Origin of the sequence: Buttiauxella cochleicola, assembly GCF_021282435.1 — a bacterium.
Classification (GTDB): domain Bacteria; phylum Pseudomonadota; class Gammaproteobacteria; order Enterobacterales; family Enterobacteriaceae; genus Buttiauxella; species Buttiauxella massiliensis.
This window is the reverse complement of sequence record NZ_JAJSOT010000002.1, coordinates 331264-350546: the sequence shown is the minus strand read 5'-3', so window position 1 is coordinate 350546 and position 19283 is coordinate 331264. Positions and strand designations below refer to the sequence as shown.

At 44.4% G+C, this 19283-nt stretch carries 15 protein-coding genes; 10 read left to right on the top strand and 5 right to left on the bottom strand.

Features of this window, described 5'->3' with window-relative positions:
• Window positions 1-59: 59 nt before the first annotated feature.
• Window positions 60-1049, bottom strand: a complete 990-nt coding sequence (locus LVQ77_RS07410; RefSeq protein WP_151994870.1) for a LacI family DNA-binding transcriptional regulator — start codon at window positions 1047-1049, stop codon at window positions 60-62.
• Between the two features lie 11 nt (window positions 1050-1060).
• Window positions 1061-2029 (bottom strand): ROK family protein, encoded by a 969-nt coding sequence (locus LVQ77_RS07405; RefSeq protein ID WP_232864291.1) that lies wholly within the window; start codon window positions 2027-2029, stop codon window positions 1061-1063.
• Window positions 2030-2282: 253 nt separating this feature from the next.
• Here LVQ77_RS07405 and LVQ77_RS07400 point away from each other — a divergent pair, with 253 nt between their 5' ends.
• Both LVQ77_RS07400 and LVQ77_RS07395 read left to right on the top strand, forming a co-directional pair.
• Window positions 2283-3521: an oligosaccharide MFS transporter gene (locus tag LVQ77_RS07400; RefSeq protein ID WP_232904219.1), complete on the top strand. Its 1239-nt coding sequence runs from the start codon at window positions 2283-2285 to the stop codon at window positions 3519-3521.
• A gap of 17 nt (window positions 3522-3538) precedes the next feature.
• Window positions 3539-5653, top strand: a complete 2115-nt coding sequence (locus LVQ77_RS07395; protein WP_232864225.1) for a glycoside hydrolase family 36 protein — start codon at window positions 3539-3541, stop codon at window positions 5651-5653.
• A 191-nt stretch (window positions 5654-5844) separates the two neighbouring features.
• Here LVQ77_RS07395 and fucO read toward each other — a convergent pair whose 3' ends face one another.
• Window positions 5845-6993 carry a lactaldehyde reductase gene (gene fucO / locus LVQ77_RS07390; protein ID WP_151994874.1) on the bottom strand — a complete coding sequence of 383 codons (1149 nt, stop codon included), beginning with the start codon at window positions 6991-6993 and terminating at the stop codon, window positions 5845-5847.
• A 38-nt stretch (window positions 6994-7031) separates the two neighbouring features.
• A complete protein-coding gene (fucA, locus tag LVQ77_RS07385; RefSeq protein ID WP_232904081.1) occupies window positions 7032-7679 on the bottom strand; it encodes an L-fuculose-phosphate aldolase in 648 nt (215 codons plus the stop codon).
• A gap of 501 nt (window positions 7680-8180) precedes the next feature.
• Here fucA and fucP point away from each other — a divergent pair.
• The 8 genes from fucP (at window position 8181) to LVQ77_RS07345 (ending at window position 18282) form a co-directional block, all read left to right on the top strand.
• Window positions 8181-9530, top strand: a complete 1350-nt coding sequence (gene fucP, locus LVQ77_RS07380) for an L-fucose:H+ symporter permease (protein ID WP_255666839.1) — start codon at window positions 8181-8183, stop codon at window positions 9528-9530.
• 49 nt (window positions 9531-9579) lie between these two features.
• Window positions 9580-11367, top strand: coding sequence for an L-fucose isomerase (fucI, locus tag LVQ77_RS07375; protein WP_232864228.1), 1788 nt, complete (start codon window positions 9580-9582; stop codon window positions 11365-11367).
• Between the two features lie 87 nt (window positions 11368-11454).
• Window positions 11455-12918 (top strand): L-fuculokinase, encoded by a 1464-nt coding sequence (gene fucK / locus LVQ77_RS07370; protein ID WP_232904079.1) that lies wholly within the window; start codon window positions 11455-11457, stop codon window positions 12916-12918.
• Between the two features lie 2 nt (window positions 12919-12920).
• The gene (gene fucU / locus LVQ77_RS07365) at window positions 12921-13343 is read left to right on the top strand and encodes an L-fucose mutarotase (protein ID WP_151994879.1); all 423 of its coding nucleotides are present in this window, start codon (window positions 12921-12923) and stop codon (window positions 13341-13343) included.
• A 65-nt stretch (window positions 13344-13408) separates the two neighbouring features.
• Window positions 13409-14116, top strand: a complete 708-nt coding sequence (gene fucR, locus LVQ77_RS07360) for an L-fucose operon activator (protein ID WP_151994880.1) — start codon at window positions 13409-13411, stop codon at window positions 14114-14116.
• 654 nt (window positions 14117-14770) lie between these two features.
• Window positions 14771-16900, top strand: a complete 2130-nt coding sequence (locus LVQ77_RS07355; RefSeq protein WP_232904078.1) for an EAL domain-containing protein — start codon at window positions 14771-14773, stop codon at window positions 16898-16900.
• Window positions 16901-16951: 51 nt separating this feature from the next.
• Window positions 16952-17635 carry an EAL domain-containing protein gene (locus LVQ77_RS07350; RefSeq protein ID WP_232904077.1) on the top strand — a complete coding sequence of 228 codons (684 nt, stop codon included), beginning with the start codon at window positions 16952-16954 and terminating at the stop codon, window positions 17633-17635.
• Window positions 17636-17670: 35 nt separating this feature from the next.
• Window positions 17671-18282: a helix-turn-helix domain-containing protein gene (locus LVQ77_RS07345; protein WP_232904076.1), complete on the top strand. Its 612-nt coding sequence runs from the start codon at window positions 17671-17673 to the stop codon at window positions 18280-18282.
• 15 nt (window positions 18283-18297) lie between these two features.
• Here the strand turns inward: LVQ77_RS07345 and LVQ77_RS07340 are convergent, their stop codons facing one another.
• Window positions 18298-18732, bottom strand: a complete 435-nt coding sequence (locus tag LVQ77_RS07340) for a class I SAM-dependent methyltransferase (protein ID WP_232904075.1) — start codon at window positions 18730-18732, stop codon at window positions 18298-18300.
• Window positions 18733-19283: the final 551 nt, after the last annotated feature.

Genomic DNA, 19283 nt, shown 5'->3' with positions numbered 1-19283 from the left:
AGCCTTATATTTCGCTCAAGCCTAATGATTAAAGCCTGGTCAGGCTGGTGTGCTCAGCGTTACTTTTCTTTACCGCTGCTTTCTCGAATAACCAACTTCACTGGCAATAGCTGGTTTTTCTCCTGTAATGCATTAGAGAGTAATAAGCTGACTGCCTGATGTCCTAATTTATGTTTATCGACGGCAACTGTTGTTAATGAAGGACGTCCCCAAGCTGCGGTTTCAATATTATCAAATCCAACAATCGCCACATCCTCAGGCACCTTTAATCCACGCTGTTCGCACATATTAATGGCAATCATCGCGGTGACGTCGTTGTAAGCGAAAATAGCATCAGGGGGAGTGGGTAGGTTTAACAGTTCGTTCATCGCATAAATCAGCGATTGCTCTGTATCAACCAGTGGGGACGCAATCACTTCATATTCAGGCGGCATCAACATTTGTGCTTCATACAGCGCCTGGCGATAGCCTTTCTCACGCTGACGAATACTGTAATGGGAGAGTGTACTGGCTAAAAAAGCGATACGTTTTCGACCCAGTTTAATCAAATGTTGGGTGGCTAAATAACCACCATGAACATTATCAGGGTTAACACACGGCAGGCCAGGTGACCATAAGTCGACCAGCACCATAGGTAATTTCATCTGCGCGAGCGTAGCAATGAGTTGCGGTTCAAAGTATCCCGCACAAATTAGCGCATCAGGGTGATGCAGAAGAACCTGATCATTAATCGCATCATCCGGACCGATTGCCAAAAAACTCATCGCAATTCCTTTCGCGCGGCAATTATCTTCGACGCCAAGTAGCAATGACGAATAGAAGGGCAGAGCACGCGCAATATCATGCTGACGATGTAGCAAGAAGAGAACCCGTTTTATCTTATCGCTGTGCAGTCGCGAAAAGTCATATCCTTGCTCTTCGGCGATGGCCACAATACGCTGTCGTGTCTCTTCTTTCAGGCCCGGTTGGCCCTTTAGCGCACGTGAAACTGCACCGACGGATACCCCACATGCCTGCGCAATATCTCTGATTCTTACTGGTTTAGTCATGCCTCTCCCGTTTAATTTCCTGATGCACCGTAGCGTTCATTCGCATCTTCCTTGTTGCGTTGAAAAGCTTGGTTAATCTTTTGATGGCCAAGCCACGCAGCACCTCTTACACCACTGCTGTCACCGTATTTCGCCGCAATCAGCGGGGTGCAACAGCTGTTGCCAAATACATACTTTGCCATACGTTGCTGTAACGATGTGTAAAGCTCGGCAATATTTGATACCCCGCCACCAATAACGATGACATCAGGGTCCAACAAATTCACCACACTGGCTAATGCCCGGGCAACTTGATCAAGAAAGTTGTCCCAACATTGCATCGCCGTAACATCGTTAGCTCTGACAAGAGAAATTATGTCAGGGACTTTACCATGTTTACTATAATTTTGATGGTATTGACGTTCAAGGCCGGTACCAGAAATAAATGATTCGAGACAATTATCCTGACCACAGTAGCAGCGAGATGTAATGCCATCACGTTGCGGATTGTAATGAGGCAGGGGGTTGTGGCCCCATTCTCCACTACAGGCATTTGGCCCAGTCAGTAAGTGCTGCCCAACGACTAAACCTCCTCCGCAGCCTGTTCCCAGAATTACACCAAACACAGAATGAAAACCCGCACCACTCCCATCGATAGCTTCGGAAAGGGCAAAGCAGTTTGCATCATTTGCTACAGCAACAGGTTTGCCAATTAATTCAGTAATATCAATAACAAAATGTTGTTTATTAATAATCTGAATATTCGAATTTTTGATCAGATGGGTTTGCGGATCCGGTGTGCCGGGTAAACCGATGCCAATACTAAGAGTTTCCGAAACATGCTTTTCTGCCTCCTGAATGATTCCACTGATGCTGTTCAGGAAAGCCGGATAGTTTTCCTTACAGGTAGGGTACCGCTGACGGTAAACAACGTTACCTTGCTCATCAAGCACCACCGCTTCAATTTTGGTTCCGCCAATATCCAGACCTAATCTTTTCATATTTTTCCTCAACATGTTTTTCAGTGTTATTTTTTTTGATTACTAAAAATAGCATTTCCATGACTGATTTATGAGTGCCTAAGGAATATCACAATATCTTTTGTTGTTTTTTTATTGCGTAGATCACATTAAATGGCTTCAAAAAACAGAGGGTGTGATGCTTGTCACGCTTCAAGAAACAGTGATCTTTGCAGGGTTAATTTTAATCACTAAGGTGGCCTTGGTTTGTTTACTAAAAAATAATGAGGTGTCTATGTCTTCGTCAGGAAACGGGATACAAAAACAGAACTACCTTTTATCAAGCTTATGGTTTCTGTTCTTCTTTATCTGCTGGGGGTCTTGCTTTCCCTATTTATCTTTATGGCTTACTGAAAGAATCGGTATCAACTCTGCTGAAGTTGGTATGGTCTATACCTGCATTGCTACCGTCGCCGTCGTCTTCCAACCGATATTTGGCATTCTTGCCGATAAACTACATTTTCGAAAACATCTGATGTGGATGCTGGTCATCCTGATGATTGCATTCGCACCGTGGTGGATTTGGGTCTTTGCACCACTACTGAAAGTCAGTGCAATTGCTGGAGCGGCCGCCGGCGGTATCTTTATCGGCCTTGCTTTCGGATGTGGTTGCGGGGTCTGTGAAGCCTATATTGATAAAGTTTCACGTCTCGATGGATTTGAATTTGGCCGTGCGCGTATGTGGGGGGGGATTGGTGCCGCCGTAGGTACGTTTCTCTCCGGTAAATTATTTGTCGTCAACCCGGATTACATCTTTATTATGGCCAGCGCAGCAGGTGTTTGTCTTGCGTTGATCTTGCTGGTGTTTCGCCCGGGGAAAAATTTCCTTGGTAACGTCAGTTCTGAACGTGCGAAGGTGAATAAGAGCGATATTTTCGATCTGCTGTGCACCAAAAGATTCTGGTTTCTGGTGTTGTATATGGTGGGTGTCGGTGCTGTTTATGAAACATATGATCAGCAATTTGCGGTTTACTACAGCACGTTCTTTGAAAGCAAAGCGCGTGGCGCTGAAGTCTTTGGTTATTTATATACCGCGCAGATTTTCCTTGATGCCATGACAATGTTCTTTGCGCCAGCCATCGTTAACCGAATTGGCCCGAAAAATGCCTTACTATACTGCGGATTTATTATGACTTTCCGTATTATTGGTAGCGCAATGGCAACGGGACCAGTATTGATCTCAACCATGAAACTTTTGCATGGTTTTGAAAGTTCAATTCTTATTATTGCCACCCTGAAATATATTTCTGCTAACTTCGACTGGAAATTATCTGCCACGGTCTATTTAATCGGCTTCCAGTTTGCAAAACAGTTTAGCCAAATATTTATGAGCACGACTATTGGCGGTATGTATGACGTGCTGGGCTTTAAAGAGTCTTACACTATCCTTGGTCTTGTCGCTCTGATATTTACGGTTATATCAGTATTCACTTTATCGCATAAACGGGTTCAGCCACTTATTCCTGCACACTAATTTATATTGAGGTTTTCATGTCTGACTTATTAACTATCGTCGAAAACGGTATTATTATGGTTTTCGACTTGGCGGAGCGCGCCCGTTTATTACACTTTTCGACTGAATTTTTTAACCCAGAAAACATTACTGATAATAGTGATGCTCAGTCGCGCTTTAATCTGGTGGAAGTGAATTTGTCCGGGCTTGATAAGCCACTGGAACGTCACGGTGCAGGTTTTACAGCAACAGCGCCGGGATATACATTACAGTTCGATTCCTTTAGTGATAACCATAATGATCAAGGGCGCAAGCTTATTTTTTTACTGACAGATACAGCCAGTGAAATCAGCGTTGAGGTGCATTATCAATTTTACAGTGAGCTATCAATTATTCGTAGCTGGACGGTTATTACCAATAAAGGAAGCATCCCGCAAACATTAGAGTATTTATCAAGCTTTGTCCTTAATGGTATAGAAAAAGATAGTTCTCCAGAGTGGGAGAAGAATTTCTCACTCCACATTCCGCACAATAGCTGGACGAGAGAATTACAATGGCGAAAATATAGTTTTGATGAGTTAGGTTTTACGCCGTGTATTCAAAAAGGATTGCAGCGTTCGTCAAAACCAATGCACTTTACTAATACCGGCGCATGGTCCACTAAAGAATATTTACCAATGGCTTATTTGCATGATAGTCATAACAACACGGGACTATTCTGGCAAATTGAAAACAATGGATCCTGGCACTGGGAAATAGGTGACCAGGCCGATCACTTGTATTTGCAACTAGGTGGGCCTAACGAATTTTATAGTCACTGGTTTAAGCAATTAAACTCTGGCGAATCGTTTACCTCCGTTCCTGTTGCTATTGGGGTGACTGCTCAAGGTTTTGACCATGCAATGGGCGTATTGACGCAGTATCGCCGTCGCATTCGTCGGATTAACGAGGATAACCAGAAACTCGGCGTTATTTTCAATGATTATATGAATTGTCTGTTTGGCGATCCGACCACCGAAAAATTATTACCGTTAATTGATGCTGCGGCTGCGGCTGGTGCGGAATATTTCTGTATTGACTGTGGCTGGTATGACAAAGGTGAGTGGTGGAACGGCGTTGGCCAATGGTTGCCGTCCGTAGAACGTTTCCCGGAAGGTATTGAGTTCGTCATTAGCTATATTCGCGATAAAGGAATGACCCCGGGATTGTGGTTAGAGTTAGAAGTCATGGGCGTGAAGTCGCCAAAACTGGCGGAGACTGATGATAGCTGGTTCTTCATGCGCCACGGGAAAAGGGTCTTTGATCGAAGCCGCTATCAACTCGACTTCACAAACCCGGCGGTTATTGCACATGCCAATGAGGTGATTAATCGTCTGGTGGATATTTATGGCGTTGGTTACATCAAAATGGATTACAACATCGAGCCAGGAATTGGTACCGAGCAAGGAGCTGACAGCTTTGGTGATGGGTTGCTGAAACACAATCGCGCTTATCTGAGCTGGTTGGATGATGTGTTCGCCCGCCATCCACAACTGATAATTGAAAACTGCGGTAGTGGTGGGTTACGCATGGATTACGCGTTGTTAAGCCGCTGTTCAATTCAGTCGACCAGCGACCAGGAAGATTATCTGAAATACGCCACGATTGCTGCCAATGCGCCAACGGCAGTTACCCCTGAACAGGCGGCTATTTGGTCGTATCCAATGCGCGATGGTGATGAGCAGGAAGTCATCTTTAATCAGGTATCGGCGATGTTGCTACGCATACATCAGAGTGGGCATTTAGCTGAACTTTCTGAGGCTAATTTTAACCTGGTGCAGGAGGCAATCAGTTTCTATAAAACGCTGCGTGATGACATTAAATACGCACTGCCTTTCTGGCCGCTCGGTTTGTCCCGCTTCTCGGATGAGTGGGTGGCTTTAGGGCTGATCGCACCAGGTGGAAAACGACTGCTGGCGGTGTGGCGTCGTGAAGGGGAACAGGCTGTTTGTGTGTTACCTATTAGCGAACTGGCGGCAAAAGAGGTTGTGATTAAGCAAGGTTACCCAACCACCATCACTCATGAGCCTCACTGGGATGGAACGCGTGGGGAGATGCGGATATCTATGCCTAATCGTTCGGCGGCAATCTTTGAAATTAACGCGATAAATTAAGATCATCAGGGGCCGCGTGTTATTCGGCAGCCCCTGATATTTAGAAACGTGGTTGTTATTCAGGCAATTTATCCCCGTCATACTTCAAATTGTTGATGCGTTGGCTGTTCGCCTTAGCCCCTTCGCGGGCCAGCGCAAGCACTGTTCAAAAGGCCAAAGCCTTTTGTTCCACAACTTGAATTATTTAGGGTTTATAGTGCTTTTAAATATAACTCGGCAATCTCTTCAATCTTCGCTTCACGAGGATTTCCTCCCGTGCACACGTCGTCAAACGCTGCCTGCGCCAGCTCCTGAATATCTTCTTTACGCATCCCAACTTCTCTTAATGTCGCGGGAATACCAACATCACGATTAAGAGATTCTACTGCCTGAATTGCCGCCTCTCGCGCATGTTCAAGAGTTGCGTGAGTCACTTCAAAGCCCATTGCCTGCGCAATATGACGATACTTCTCACCCGTAAATTCTGCGTTGTAGCGCATCACGTGCGGTAGCAAAATTGCATTAGCGACGCCATGAGGTGTGTTGTAAAACGCACCTAACGGGTGTGCCATTCCGTGAACCAACCCTAACCCCACGTTTGAGAATCCCATTCCCGCCACATATTGCCCTAATGCCATTTTCTCAACGGCTTCTGCTTTGCCTGCAACCGAATCACGCAGAGAAGATGCAATAATTTCAATGGCTTTAAGATGCAAAGCATCAGTGAGCTCCCAGGCGCCAAGAGTGATATAGCCTTCGATGGCATGGGTTAGCGCATCAACCCCGGTCGCTGCTTTTAATGAGGGGGGCATTCCGTCCATCATGTCAGCATCAATAAAAGCGGCCAGCGGGATATCGTGAGGATCGATGCAGACAAATTTGCGGCGATTTTCTTCATCGGTGATGACGTAGTTGACGGTCACTTCTGCCGCAGTACCTGCTGTGGTTGGAATCGCCAAAATCGGCACGCTTGGGCTGTGTGTAGGCGCCATGCCTTCTAAACTACGTACATCTTCAAATTCTGGATTGGCGCTGATGATGCCAATGGCTTTGCAGGTATCCTGTGGAGATCCTCCACCAATAGCAATCAGATAATTGGCGCCACTTTGCTGAAAAGCCGCTAACCCTTGCTGCACTACTTTGATGGTTGGATTAGGTGTAACGGCATCAAAAACCTGGTAATGAAGCCCAGCAGCATCCAGTTTTGATGTCACTTTTTCGACCACGCCACAGGCAACCAGTTGGGCATCGGTCACTATCAGTGCTTTGCCATAACCCCGGCGCATAACTTCAGGCACTAATTCATTGATAGCACCACGCCCAAACCATGACGTTTCATTCAAAATCATTCTTTTGGTCATTATGAAAATCCTTGCTTAGAAATGAATTTCTGGCGGGTTTATTCTTCAACACGCAGGCCGTAGCTTTTAAATTTCTCAAGCACAATGGCGATTTCTTCATCAGGCAAGACCGGGACGGAATCAGTGATTGGCAGAGTTGAAAGATAGAGCTTCGCTAAAACTTCAACCTCATGAGCCAACCAAAGAGCCTTCTGTAAGTTCGTTTCACAAGCGATCATGCCGTGATGCTGCAAAAGCGTGGCTTTACGGTTTTTAAGCGCTACCGCAACGTGTTCAGAAAGTTTTTTGGTGCCAAAGGTGGCATAAGGTGCACAAGGAATGGTGCTTCCGCCTGCTGCGGCAATCATGTAATGAATGGCCGGAATTGGGCGGTTAAGAATGGATATCGCGGTGCAATTCACCGCGTGGTTATGCACGACAGCATTGGCATCTGGGCGCGTCTCATAAGCTACCTGATGAAAGCGCCACTCGCTGGAAGGAACCTTTCCCTCTTCATGTTTACCGTCGGCATCGATATAAACAATCTGCTCCTCTGTGAGATTTTCATAAGGAATGCCAGTGGGGGTGATGAGTAACCCATCCCGGTAACGCACGCTGACGTTGCCAGCGGTTCCCTGATTTAGACCCAGGCGAGTCATTTCCAGACAGGTGTGAATGATTTCACGTGCGAGTAAATCTCTTTCCATTTTATTGCCTCTCTAAACTTATTGAATAAAAAATAAACATGAATGGGGAATGTGATTTTTATCTTTATCCAGCAAGAGTTATTAAGAAGTTGCCAGTTCAGAAAGTGTGATCTTCATCAAGTTAAATGGCTTATTTAGATTCAATAACGCAATTGTGGAAATAGTAAAAATGTCCGTTTTATCTCAAGTGAATTTAAACGGGCAATTTATGACAATTTATGTCGTTAAATATCTAAAAGTGCCCGTTTTAAAATAAATAAAACCAATCGGGCATGCATGTTGTGTTTTTTATTCAATGCATGACGGAAACGGGCATATTAATTCTTTTACTGAAGTGATCATGCTCACACTTCACCTGCCAATAATGCTTAATGTGACTGAACTCATATTTTTAAGCGTTTTTTGTTTTAAGAATAGCTGCACTTACCGCACAAGCCGCATGATTGTCAGATTAGAAATTGGCTGACTGTATTGATTATGTTGCTGCGGAAATAAAAGCAGATGTACTTAATATTTAACGAGGGTGCTATGGGACAAGTTTCAATTCAGTCAGAGAGCTACTGCGTTGCCAGCAATGAGCGCAAAGGGAACTACGCCATTCCTTTTGCATTATTATGTTCACTCTTTTTCCTGTGGGCTGTAGCGAACAATCTTAACGATATTTTACTACCGCAATTCCAACAGGCTTTTACATTAACAAATTTCCAGGCTGGGCTTATTCAGTCTTCATTTTATTTTGGCTACTTCCTTATTCCTATCCCTGCCGGGATATTGATGAAGAAGATGAGTTATAAAGCCGGTATTATTACTGGGTTGTTATTGTATGCCATTGGGGCGGCTTTATTTTGGCCTGCTGCGGAAGGAATGAGTTATTCATTGTTTTTAATTGGTTTGTTTATTATAGCAGCAGGGCTTGGTTGCCTGGAGACCGCAGCTAACCCGTTTGTTACTGTGTTAGGGCCTGAAGAGTCAGGGCATTTTAGAATTAACTTAGCTCAAACCTTTAACTCTTTCGGAGCCATTGTTGCCGTAGTATTTGGTCAGGGCCTTATTCTTTCCCATGTTCCTCATCAATCAGATGAAGTATTAAAGAGTATGACGCCTGACCAGCTTGGTGCTTATAACCACAGCCTGGTGCTCGCCGTTCAGTCTCCCTACATGATAATCGTAGCGGTCGTATTAGTTGTGGCGCTATTAATTGCGTTGACCAAGTTTCCTTCGATTCAAAGTGATTCCCATGACGAAAGTAAAGAAGCTGGTTCAGTCATGGCTTCTATATCTCGCCTGCTGCGTATTCGTCACTGGCGTTGGGCTGTATTAGCTCAGTTTTGCTACGTCGGCGCACAAACAGCCTGTTGGAGTTACTTGATTCGTTACGCTATCGAAGAGCTGCCGGGGACTACGCCAGGGTTTGCCGCCAACTATCTTACCGCCACCATGGTCTGTTTCTTCATCGGACGCTTCAGCGGCACATGGTTAATCCGCCGCTATGCACCTTTTAAAGTTTTGGCCATCTATGCCTTCGTTTCCATGTTGTTATGCATCATCTCAGCCGTGCTGGGCGGGCATCTTGGCCTGATAGCGCTGACTTTATGCAGCATGTTTATGTCCATTCAATATCCAACGATTTTCTCCTTAGGCATCAAGGGACTGGGCCAGGATACCAAATATGGTTCATCAATTATCGTGATGACTATTGTCGGTGGCGGGATTGTCACCCCGATTATGGGGTTCGTCAGTGATGCGGCGGGCAATATCCCGGCTGCTGAAATCATCCCCGCGCTGTGCTTCGCCATTATTTTCATTTTCGCCAAATTCAGATCAAACGTAATGCCGCGTGTAACGGCTTAAGCAATTCAACCTTAATAAGTGCAATTTACTGATTAATTTGAGGAATAAAATGAACAGCCAACACCAGTCTAAAAATTTACCAAAAATTGGTATTCGCCCTGTGATTGATGGTCGCCGTATGGGGGTACGTGAATCACTGGAAGAGCAGACCATGAATATGGCGAAAGCCACGGCAGCACTGCTGAGCGAACAACTTCACCATGCCTGTGGTTCACCGGTTGAATGCATTATCGCTGATGGCTGCATCGCCGGAATGGCAGAGTCAGCAGCTTGTGACGACAAATTCAGTAAACAGAATGTTGGCCTTACCATTACTGTGACGCCTTGCTGGTGTTATGGCAGTGAAACCATCGATATGGACCCGTTCCGCCCGAAAGCTATCTGGGGGTTCAATGGTACAGAGCGTCCTGGCGCAGTTTATCTGGCCGCGGCGTTAGCTGCCCACAGCCAAAAAGGGATCCCCGCGTTCTCAATCTATGGCCATGACGTACAAGATGGCGGCGATGAATCTATTCCTGCGGATGTACAAGAAAAACTGCTGCGTTTTGCCCGGGCAGGCCTGGCTGTGGCGAGTATTAAAGGCAAAAGCTATATGTCTCTGGGTGGCGTTTCAATGGGGATTGCAGGTTCCATTGTGGACCACAATTTCTTTGAATCCTGGCTGGGTATGAAGGTGCAGTCTGTTGATATGACCGAGCTACGTCGTCGTATTGATCAGAAAATTTATGATGAACAGGAACTAGAGCTGGCACTGGCCTGGGCCGATAAAAACTTCCGTTTCGGGCCGGATCTTAACGCGGAACAATACCGCCGTTCCCCTGAAAGCAGCCGCCAGGTATTGCGTGAAAGCTTGCTGATGGCGATGTGTATCCGCGACATGATGCAGGGCAATCCTGCGCTGGCACAAAAAGGTTTTGTTGAAGAATCCCTTGGTTATAACGCCATCGCCGCCGGTTTCCAGGGGCAACGTCACTGGACGGATCAATACCCGAATGGTGATACCGCTGAAGCCTTGTTAAATAGCTCCTTTGACTGGAATGGGGTGCGCAAGCCGTATGTGCTTGCGACCGAAAATGACAGTCTGAACGGTGTGGCAATGTTGTTTGGGCATATGCTCACGGGTACGGCCCAGGTATTCGCTGACGTGCGTACATACTGGTCCCCAGAAGCGGTGAAACGCGTAACCGGTACCGATTTGACCGGGCATGCTGAGCAAGGAATTATCCATTTAATTAACTCCGGTTCTGCAGCACTTGATGGTTCATGTCGCCAGCTTGATGAGCAGGGCAAGCCAACCATGAAGCCGCATTGGAAAATCAGCAAGAAAGAGGCTGATGACTGCCTGCAAGCTACCGAATGGTGCCCGGCCATCCATGAATATTTCCGTGGCGGCGGTTATTCATCACGCTTCCTCACTCGCGGTGGCGTGGCATTCACGATGTCCCGTATCAATATTATTAAGGGCATTGGGCCGGTCTTGCAGATTGCGGAAGGCTGGAGCGTTGAGCTGCCAAAAGATGTGCATGACATTCTGGATAAACGCACTAATGAAACATGGCCAACCACATGGTTTGCCCCACGCCTGACAGGCAAAGGCCCATTCACTGATGTTTACTCTGTGATGGCAAATTGGGGCGCTAATCACGGTGTGCTGACTATTGGGCATGTGGGTGCTGACCTTATTACCCTTGCGTCAATGCTGCGCATTCCAGTGTGTATGCATAACGTGGAGGACGGTGACATTTATCGCCCATCTTCATGGGGTGCTCATGGTATGGATGTGGAAGGCCAGGACTATCGCGCCTGCCAAAACTACGGGCCACTGTATAAAAAATAATGCTCCAGGGGGCTGCTTATAACCAGGCCCCTTTGTCGCCTCCCTTTGTTTGAGGGGGGCACATTTATACTTATCAAAGGAAGCATCATGAATCGTGATGTGGTGATTGTTCTGGACTGTGGCGCCACTAACATCCGTGCCATTGCCGTGGATTCGCAAGGCAATGTGGTCGCTAAAGCGGCTTTACCCAATGTAAGTCTTGCTGCTGAAGAAAATGACCAATGGCACATTTGGTCGCTCGATGACATTTTGCAGCGCTTTTCCGACTGCTGTATGCAAATTATTCCGCAGCTCAAAGGCGATAAAATTCACGCGTTGAGTGTCACAACATTTGGTGTGGATGGCGCGCTGGTGGATGCTCAAGGGGAGCTCATTTATCCGATAATTAGTTGGAAATGCCCCCGCACGTCAGAAATTATGGAAAAAATTGACCGCTACATTACCCCCGGTGAGCTACAAACTATTTCGGGTATCGGTCAATTCAGCTTTAACACCTTATATAAACTTATCTGGCTAAAAGAAAACCGCCCTGAGTTGCTGGAAAAAGCGCACGCCTGGCTATTTATCTCTTCATTGATTAATCAGCGGCTAACGGGCGAATTCACGACCGACCGCACGATGGCAGGAACCAGCCAATTATTAGATGTTCGGCAGGAAATCTTCAGCAAGACTATTTTTCAGCGTACCGGCCTGCCAATAGAGCTGTTTCCACGTCTTGTCGCCGCAGGCGAGCATATCGGCAATCTCTTACCTCATATGGCACAACGCCTTGGAATACCAGCAGGAACAGCGGTTATTTCAGCCGGGCATGATACCCAGTTTGCGTTGTTTGGTTCTGGCGCGGGTTTAGATCAACCAGTGCTTTCATCTGGAACCTGGGAAATCCTGATGGTACGCACCCCGCAGGTTAACACCTCATTGCTGCCACGTTTTGTAGGTTCAACATGCGAGCTTGATAGCTGTTCTGGCCTGTTTAATCCCGGTTTGCAATGGCTGGCCTCCGGTGTTCTGGAATGGGTTCGTAAGCTGTATTGGCCGGATGGCACATTGCCTGCTGTATATGAGCAGATGATCGCTGAAGCCAAAACGATCCCACCAGGTTCTGAAGGTTTACGTATGAACTGCCAACTTCTCGACAGGCGCGAGCAGGCAGGCTGGAGTGGTGTGCATCTACATACAGAACGCGGTCATTTCTATCGCTCAGCGTTAGAGAGTCTTTCATGGCAGCTACAGCAAAACTTGTTAGTGCTGGAAGATATCGGCGGTTTTAAAGCTCAAGAGTTGCTGCTGGTTGGGGGAGGGAGCCGAAACCCACTGTGGAACCAAATTAAAGCGGATGTCCTCAATCTACCTATCAAAGTATTACAAGATGCGGAAACCACCGTTCTGGGAGCGGCAATGTTTGCCTGGAGTGGTGTCAACTTTTACACCTCACCAGAACAAGCACGTCAGCAAGTTAACTATCGCTACCAGTCTTATTATCCAGGCAAGCAAAGCGCGCAATATCAAGACCTCGCTTGCCAGTGCTCCGAAATATTCGAAGAGGTTTAACGATGTTAAAAACCATATCTCCATTAATTTCTCCTCAGCTACTTAAAACATTGGCCGAAATGGGTCACGGCGATGAAATCATTTTTTCAGATGCGCATTTTCCTGCCCATAGCATGGGCCCGAATGTTATCCGCGCCGATGGTTTAAAAGTGAGCGAGTTACTGGCCGCAATTATTCCGTTATTTGAACTCGATAGTTACGCCCCCCCGCTCGTCATGATGGCGGCAGTTGAAGGCGATGAATTAGATCCATGTGTTGAAACCCGGTATTTGCAGGCTTTATTTGGTGAAAAGCCGCAACATAAGGTCAGCCGTATTGATCGCTTTGCATTCTATGAACGAGCGCAGCAGGCATTTGCGATCGTCATCACAGGTGAGACCGCTAAATACGGGAATATTCTGTTAAAGAAAGGGGTTACGCCGTAGTCTCAGACTCCTTGTTTTGCCATGCGCCACCGGCGCATGGTTGTTTCAGGTAGAGGAGAGGGCTTGTGAAAACGGTGCGTCATGCGGCTATAGTAGAACTCATTCGACAACATGAAACCCTGACAACTGAAGATCTCGCCGAGCTATTAAAGGTCAGTAAAGAAACCATCCGTCGTGATCTGAATGCTTTACAGACGCAGGGGAAAATCATTCGCCAGCATGGGCGAGCTAAGAGCATCAAGCGCGACACTCATGACAGTGGAGACCCATTTAGCGCTCGCCTCAAAAGCCATTTTGCCAGCAAGGCCGATATTGCGCGCCAGACACTACCGTGGATTAGTGCTGGAATGACCATCGCGCTCGACGCGAGTTCAACATGTTGGTATCTGGCAAAACAACTCCCGGATATTGATATCACTGTTTTTACCAATAGTGTGCGTATTTGCCAGGAACTGGCAAAATGGAAAAATATACAGCTCATTAGTTCCGGTGGCTTGCTACAACGTAAATATGCTTGTTACGTCAATCCTGCAATTATTTCCCAACTTAAAGAACTGGATATCGACCTGTTTCTTTTCTCTTGTGAGGGAGTTGATAAGGATGGCGTGCTATGGGATTCCAATGCTTACAATGCGGAATTTAAATCATTACTCATGAAGCGCGCAGCACAATCTTTATTGCTTATCGACAAGAGTAAAATAAATAGAACCAGTGAAATAAAAATCGGCTGTGTGGAAGATGTTGTACTGGTTATTTCAAATCAAAATGCCTAGCGCATTCACAGGTTATTAATTCAATATAATAATGTGATCTACAAAAACAACTCTCCTGCTTGCCAGGACAGGAGTTGTAAACTCATTTTTCCAAAATGAATTAATACGGCCAACTTGAGTTGAATGTTGAAACACTGTGCTTGCGGCAAATAAATATGTGTAACAAACACTTACACTATTGTTCGTTTATTGATCTTTTAATTATTAGACTGCATTCGTTCCTCCGTAATATCTTGAAGTAATTATTCGAATTTAATTTCCGTAATTAAAAAAACCACACAATTAAAATTAACATTTTTTTAAAACTTAATCACATAACCAAACAAATTGATAGGTTTTATCGATCTATTGCCGGTGAATGATCTATAAGACCTATTGATTAAATCTATCGAAATTAATTTATTGATCGTTTATATCGATCTGTGTTTATATATTGAGCATGCCAATAGCTTCCGGGCTAACACCACTCTAACAATTGTGTTTGCATTGCGTCATAACTAGCAAAATATATGCATCTTTCTGGCAACACTAATTAATAAGAAACTCTGATGAATTATAACTCATACAAAAAATTCAACATTTGGAAATAATCGGAATTTTTATAAATATAGTTTTCAGTCAGGCAATAAATGTCCAAAAAAGAGTATTTTTGAGATGAGTACATGGTTTCAGAACACTTTTATTTATCAGCTCAACAACAGTCGGATTTTGTTATTCAATAACCGAGTTATAAAGTCTATTGTCGCAAGCTCCTTAGCTATTGTCCCCTTTGCCATCATCCGTGCATTACTTCTTGTTGGCTCAATCGTCTGTAACCAGCTGGGGTGGGGGAGTTTTTCGGTACAGTTGTTCCAGTTACAAGAAACGCTTACAGAATTTATGCCCATCGCAATAAATGCCTTTATGGCTTTACATTGGGCAATTCGTAATCGTTATTCAGTTATCCACTTTTTGACTATTAATTTCTGTAGCTTGCTATTTATTAGCAGGGTTATCAGTAATGATAAGCTTTTCTTCTTTGATATTACTGTTCCCTTAGCTTTACTTTCAGGCATTACGGTCAATTTATTGCTGGAAAAAACTATCGCTTTAGTGGATTCAGTTGATTTCCTGAAAAGCAAAAGCCGAAAAACATCAGCTCTTTTCTTCTGTTCTGTACTCATTATCACCTTTTCCACATTGATTATTGGCGTGGTAGCCCACTCCATTTACCTTTTAATTTTGCCCGTAATATCGCAAACGCTACTGCACTCTTACCCTGATAACTTCATCGATGGGTTGATTTATATTGTTCTTCGCTGCATACCGTGGTTCTTTGGTATTCATGGGTATTTTATTTGTGCCGATATTGATGCCGGATTTATTGCCGAAATGAATAGCAATATTGCTACCTGGCATGCAGGGCAAGGGCAGCTAAATATTATTAGCCCCGTTTTTTATAATATCTGGTGCACCATGGGTGGCACAGGAAATACCCTGGGAATGTTGCTATGCATATTGTTGAATAAAAAATCTCCGCACAGGAATTTGCTTGGCTTATCGCTTCCGCTGTCGCTGTTTAATGTGAATGAACCATTAATCTTTGGTTTGCCGATAGTCATGAACCCCTTGCTGATAATCCCTTTTGTTCTGGTGCCAGCCGTGTCCTATACGATAGCGTACACTGCAACAGTCTGGCATTTGGTGCCGCCGGTTTCTGAAACGGTAAACTGGAGCGTTCCACCTATTTTGAGCACCTGGCTTGCCACTGGGGGATCGGTCTCCGCCATTATACTGAATATCGTTATTATTGGCGTAAGCGCGCTTATCTACACACCATTTGTTAGAAAATGGTCTATTAGCAAACTAAAAACCCCTGAGTTGAATTTGTTTTTACCACCAACAAATTTAGACCTGGTTCCTGGGCATACGCTGCAGTCCGAAGAAAAATCTTATCTTGATGCACTGAGCAAGGTGCAACACTTACAATCGAGTGGTCATTTCATTCTTTATTTTCAGCCTCAGGTACGGATCTCCGACCGTCGCATTATTGGGGTTGAGGCATTAATCCGCCATCAGGGTGAAGATGGTAAAATTACGCCACCTACTTTCCTACAATATTATGATCGCCTCAAAGCGATGGCAGATATAGATTTCTGGGTTATCGAGCAATCTGTTAATTATCTACATCATCATCTTCAAGAATTTAATGAAATGACTCTGTCGGTCAATGTCTCGGCGCAGACACTGCTGGACAAGAGATTATTTAAAGTGATATCCCAAGTGCTGGAAAAACCTTTACCTCCAGGCTGGACTCTTGAGATGGAAATTACAGAGTCACAAGCTGTTATCGACCCGGTAAATGTGGCCTCGGTGCTGACAAAATTAAAATCAATGGGGATTCGTATTGCTCTTGATGATTTTGGAGCCGGGTACTCGACACTGAATTATCTGACACGATATCCGCTCGACAAGATAAAGCTTGATCGTTCACTTGTGCAGGGGCTAGCTGAAAATGGTGGGCTGCAGTTTTTAAAACAAGTCACCAGACTGTGCCGACTCACGCACTGCAATCTTGTTATTGAAGGTGTTGAAACTGAAGATGAGCTGCGCCAGGTTCTTATTGAAGGGATTGAAACAGACCAGGAACTTGCCCAGGTTCGCTCTGTTGGTATCGAACTGGCACAAGGGTTCCTTTTCTGGCGTCCGTTACCAGTTGAAAAATTATGCCAGGTCCTGAAAGAAAATCATCATTACTCTAATAGTGTTTCAACCTATGAAAAGGAGCTGCAATTAACATCATGATGTTAAAGCGAGGCTTAATCTCTCACGGATGTTTTTTTGTACATATTGATCATGGCTCAGCCTGTAATCTCATCACGTACAGATTTATACTATCATGAAGTCCTTATTAGGATCAGAAACAAAGATGGAAAGCTCTTATTTCCTGACGCATTTCTTCCTATTGCAGAACAAGCTGGGATTCTTGCTCAGTTAGATATGACTGTTATTGAACAAACATTCAGATTTATACAGTCACTTGATGAATCAAAATCTGAAAGTAAATTTAGTATTAATTTAGCCCCGCGGACGCTTCATCATATCTATTTTATTGACCATTTGACGGTGCTATTCAAGAAGTACGAAATATCACCGGGCAGAATTATTTTTGAAATCGTCGAAACGGACATTATTGATACTAAAGTAGCCGCTTTAAAGCTTGAAAAGATGCGCAGTCTTGGTTGCAAGATAGCCATTGATGACTTTGGTACCGGTTGCTCCAGCTATTCTCGCCTGGAAGAAATAGAAGCTGATATTCTTAAGATAGATGGATCTTTTATCCGCAAGATTCTTCATGATGACTTAAATCACTTTTTAGTTAGATCTTTCTGCACCGTTGCTAAAATCAAAAAAATGCAGGTCGTTGCAGAATTTGTTGAAAATGAAGAGATCAAGCAAGAGCTAATAAGAATAGGTGTAGATTGGTTACAGGGATACCACACGGGTAAGCCAGTGCCAATTGAAGAAGTAATACTTTAAATTAATCCAGAAGGTATTAATAGGGCACTTATGATATGAACAGTCGAACGGATATCTCGCACTCAGTAAAAGTAGTCGGTGAAGAGATAGAAAAATGTAAACATGCATTTTTTGCACTTAGAAAAAAGGGGCAGCACGTAGACCTTATTCAGGATAATCAGGTTGCATTCCTTAAATCGGGCATTGTTACTATTCATCGTATTGAAGATGGGCTACTGACTAACTCTATTAAAGCGCCCGCAGTTATTGGGCTTGGGCATATACATGATATTGGGCTGACACATTTCATCCAGTGTAAAAGCGAATGTTCTATGTGGATCCTTGATTCGAATATTGCTTTTGATTTATTTACAGAGAATAATTTATGGCAAGATGCTTTTTTTATAATCAGAAAGTATTTATATATCTGCATGCCTAAAGGAAAACTAATTCATAAATCATCAGCCAGGGAAATCGTTGTTGAACATTTGAAGGAAATTTGGGCTTTAGGTGAACCAGAAAGACACACAACTTCTGTGTACAATTTTATTCTTTCCAGAAATAATATATCGAGGAGTGCCGTTCAGAAGGTTGTAAGAGAGCTAGAAGGCTCAGGAGATATAAAATTTTACCGCGGGAAATTGATTGAGTTGAATGAGATGGCTTGATCTTATCACACATCATCATTCCTGTGATGGCTTACAACAAATAGTGGCATGATCCCACCATGGATTATGATTCAGGTCGGTATAAATAATCGAGAATCCCTGATTGCTGATCTCTTCTTCCAGCTGCTTAAGATGGCAGACATCGCCCTGGGTAAAATGCCCCTTAAGCCCAAGTGTCAAAAATCGCTCTATCGCCCACTCAATTGCAGTTTGTGAAATATCAACACCGGATACTTCATAGCCATGCTCTGCCATATATTGAGAAGACATTGCACCATTTCCACAGCCTAATTCCAGAAACGAAGCTCCGGGGGAGGGGAGGGTACTACGTTGTTTTAATTCTTGCAGAATGACAGTTAATTGTTGATGAGCTCGCTTATAACCTTCACCAGCCCACGCCTGCGCACCATTGTGCTTTAATAGTCGATATTGCTCTTCATAGATATTCATCATAATTACCGTTTTGCCCATTTAAAACAGGATACGCTGTCGGTACTATCCCTAAATTGGCACTCTGTGTACAACGATGATCCCTTGAAATTTGATCTGGATTGAATTGGTTGCGAATAGTCTAAGAAGGGGGGCTTTTGGAGGATAAGAAAACTAATTTCATTGCTGTAACCGTTGTGGTAACGGTGTAGTGCTGATCATTAACTAACTGGGCAGCCTCAAGTCTGAACTCTGGGCTAAAATTACGTCTGCTATTTCTGGACATTGTGTCACTTGTCTTGACTATGATGCGATGATATCGCCTCGATTCAGGGGGCCAGATTTAGTATTCCACTTCATAAAAATGATCATTAATTCCGCAACCAGATTGCGCCCTACAACCTAAATCCGGACTCAATAATCATTATCTTCTGTAAAGTGATTAGCGGCAATTAGTCTTCACACTATGAAACATAGCCTCCTGGGAGACGATTTTGTAACGCTGCCTTTACCCTTAACGTGAGTTTTCGTACAACTGAGCGTCAGACCCCTTTACCAACTAAAACTGGACG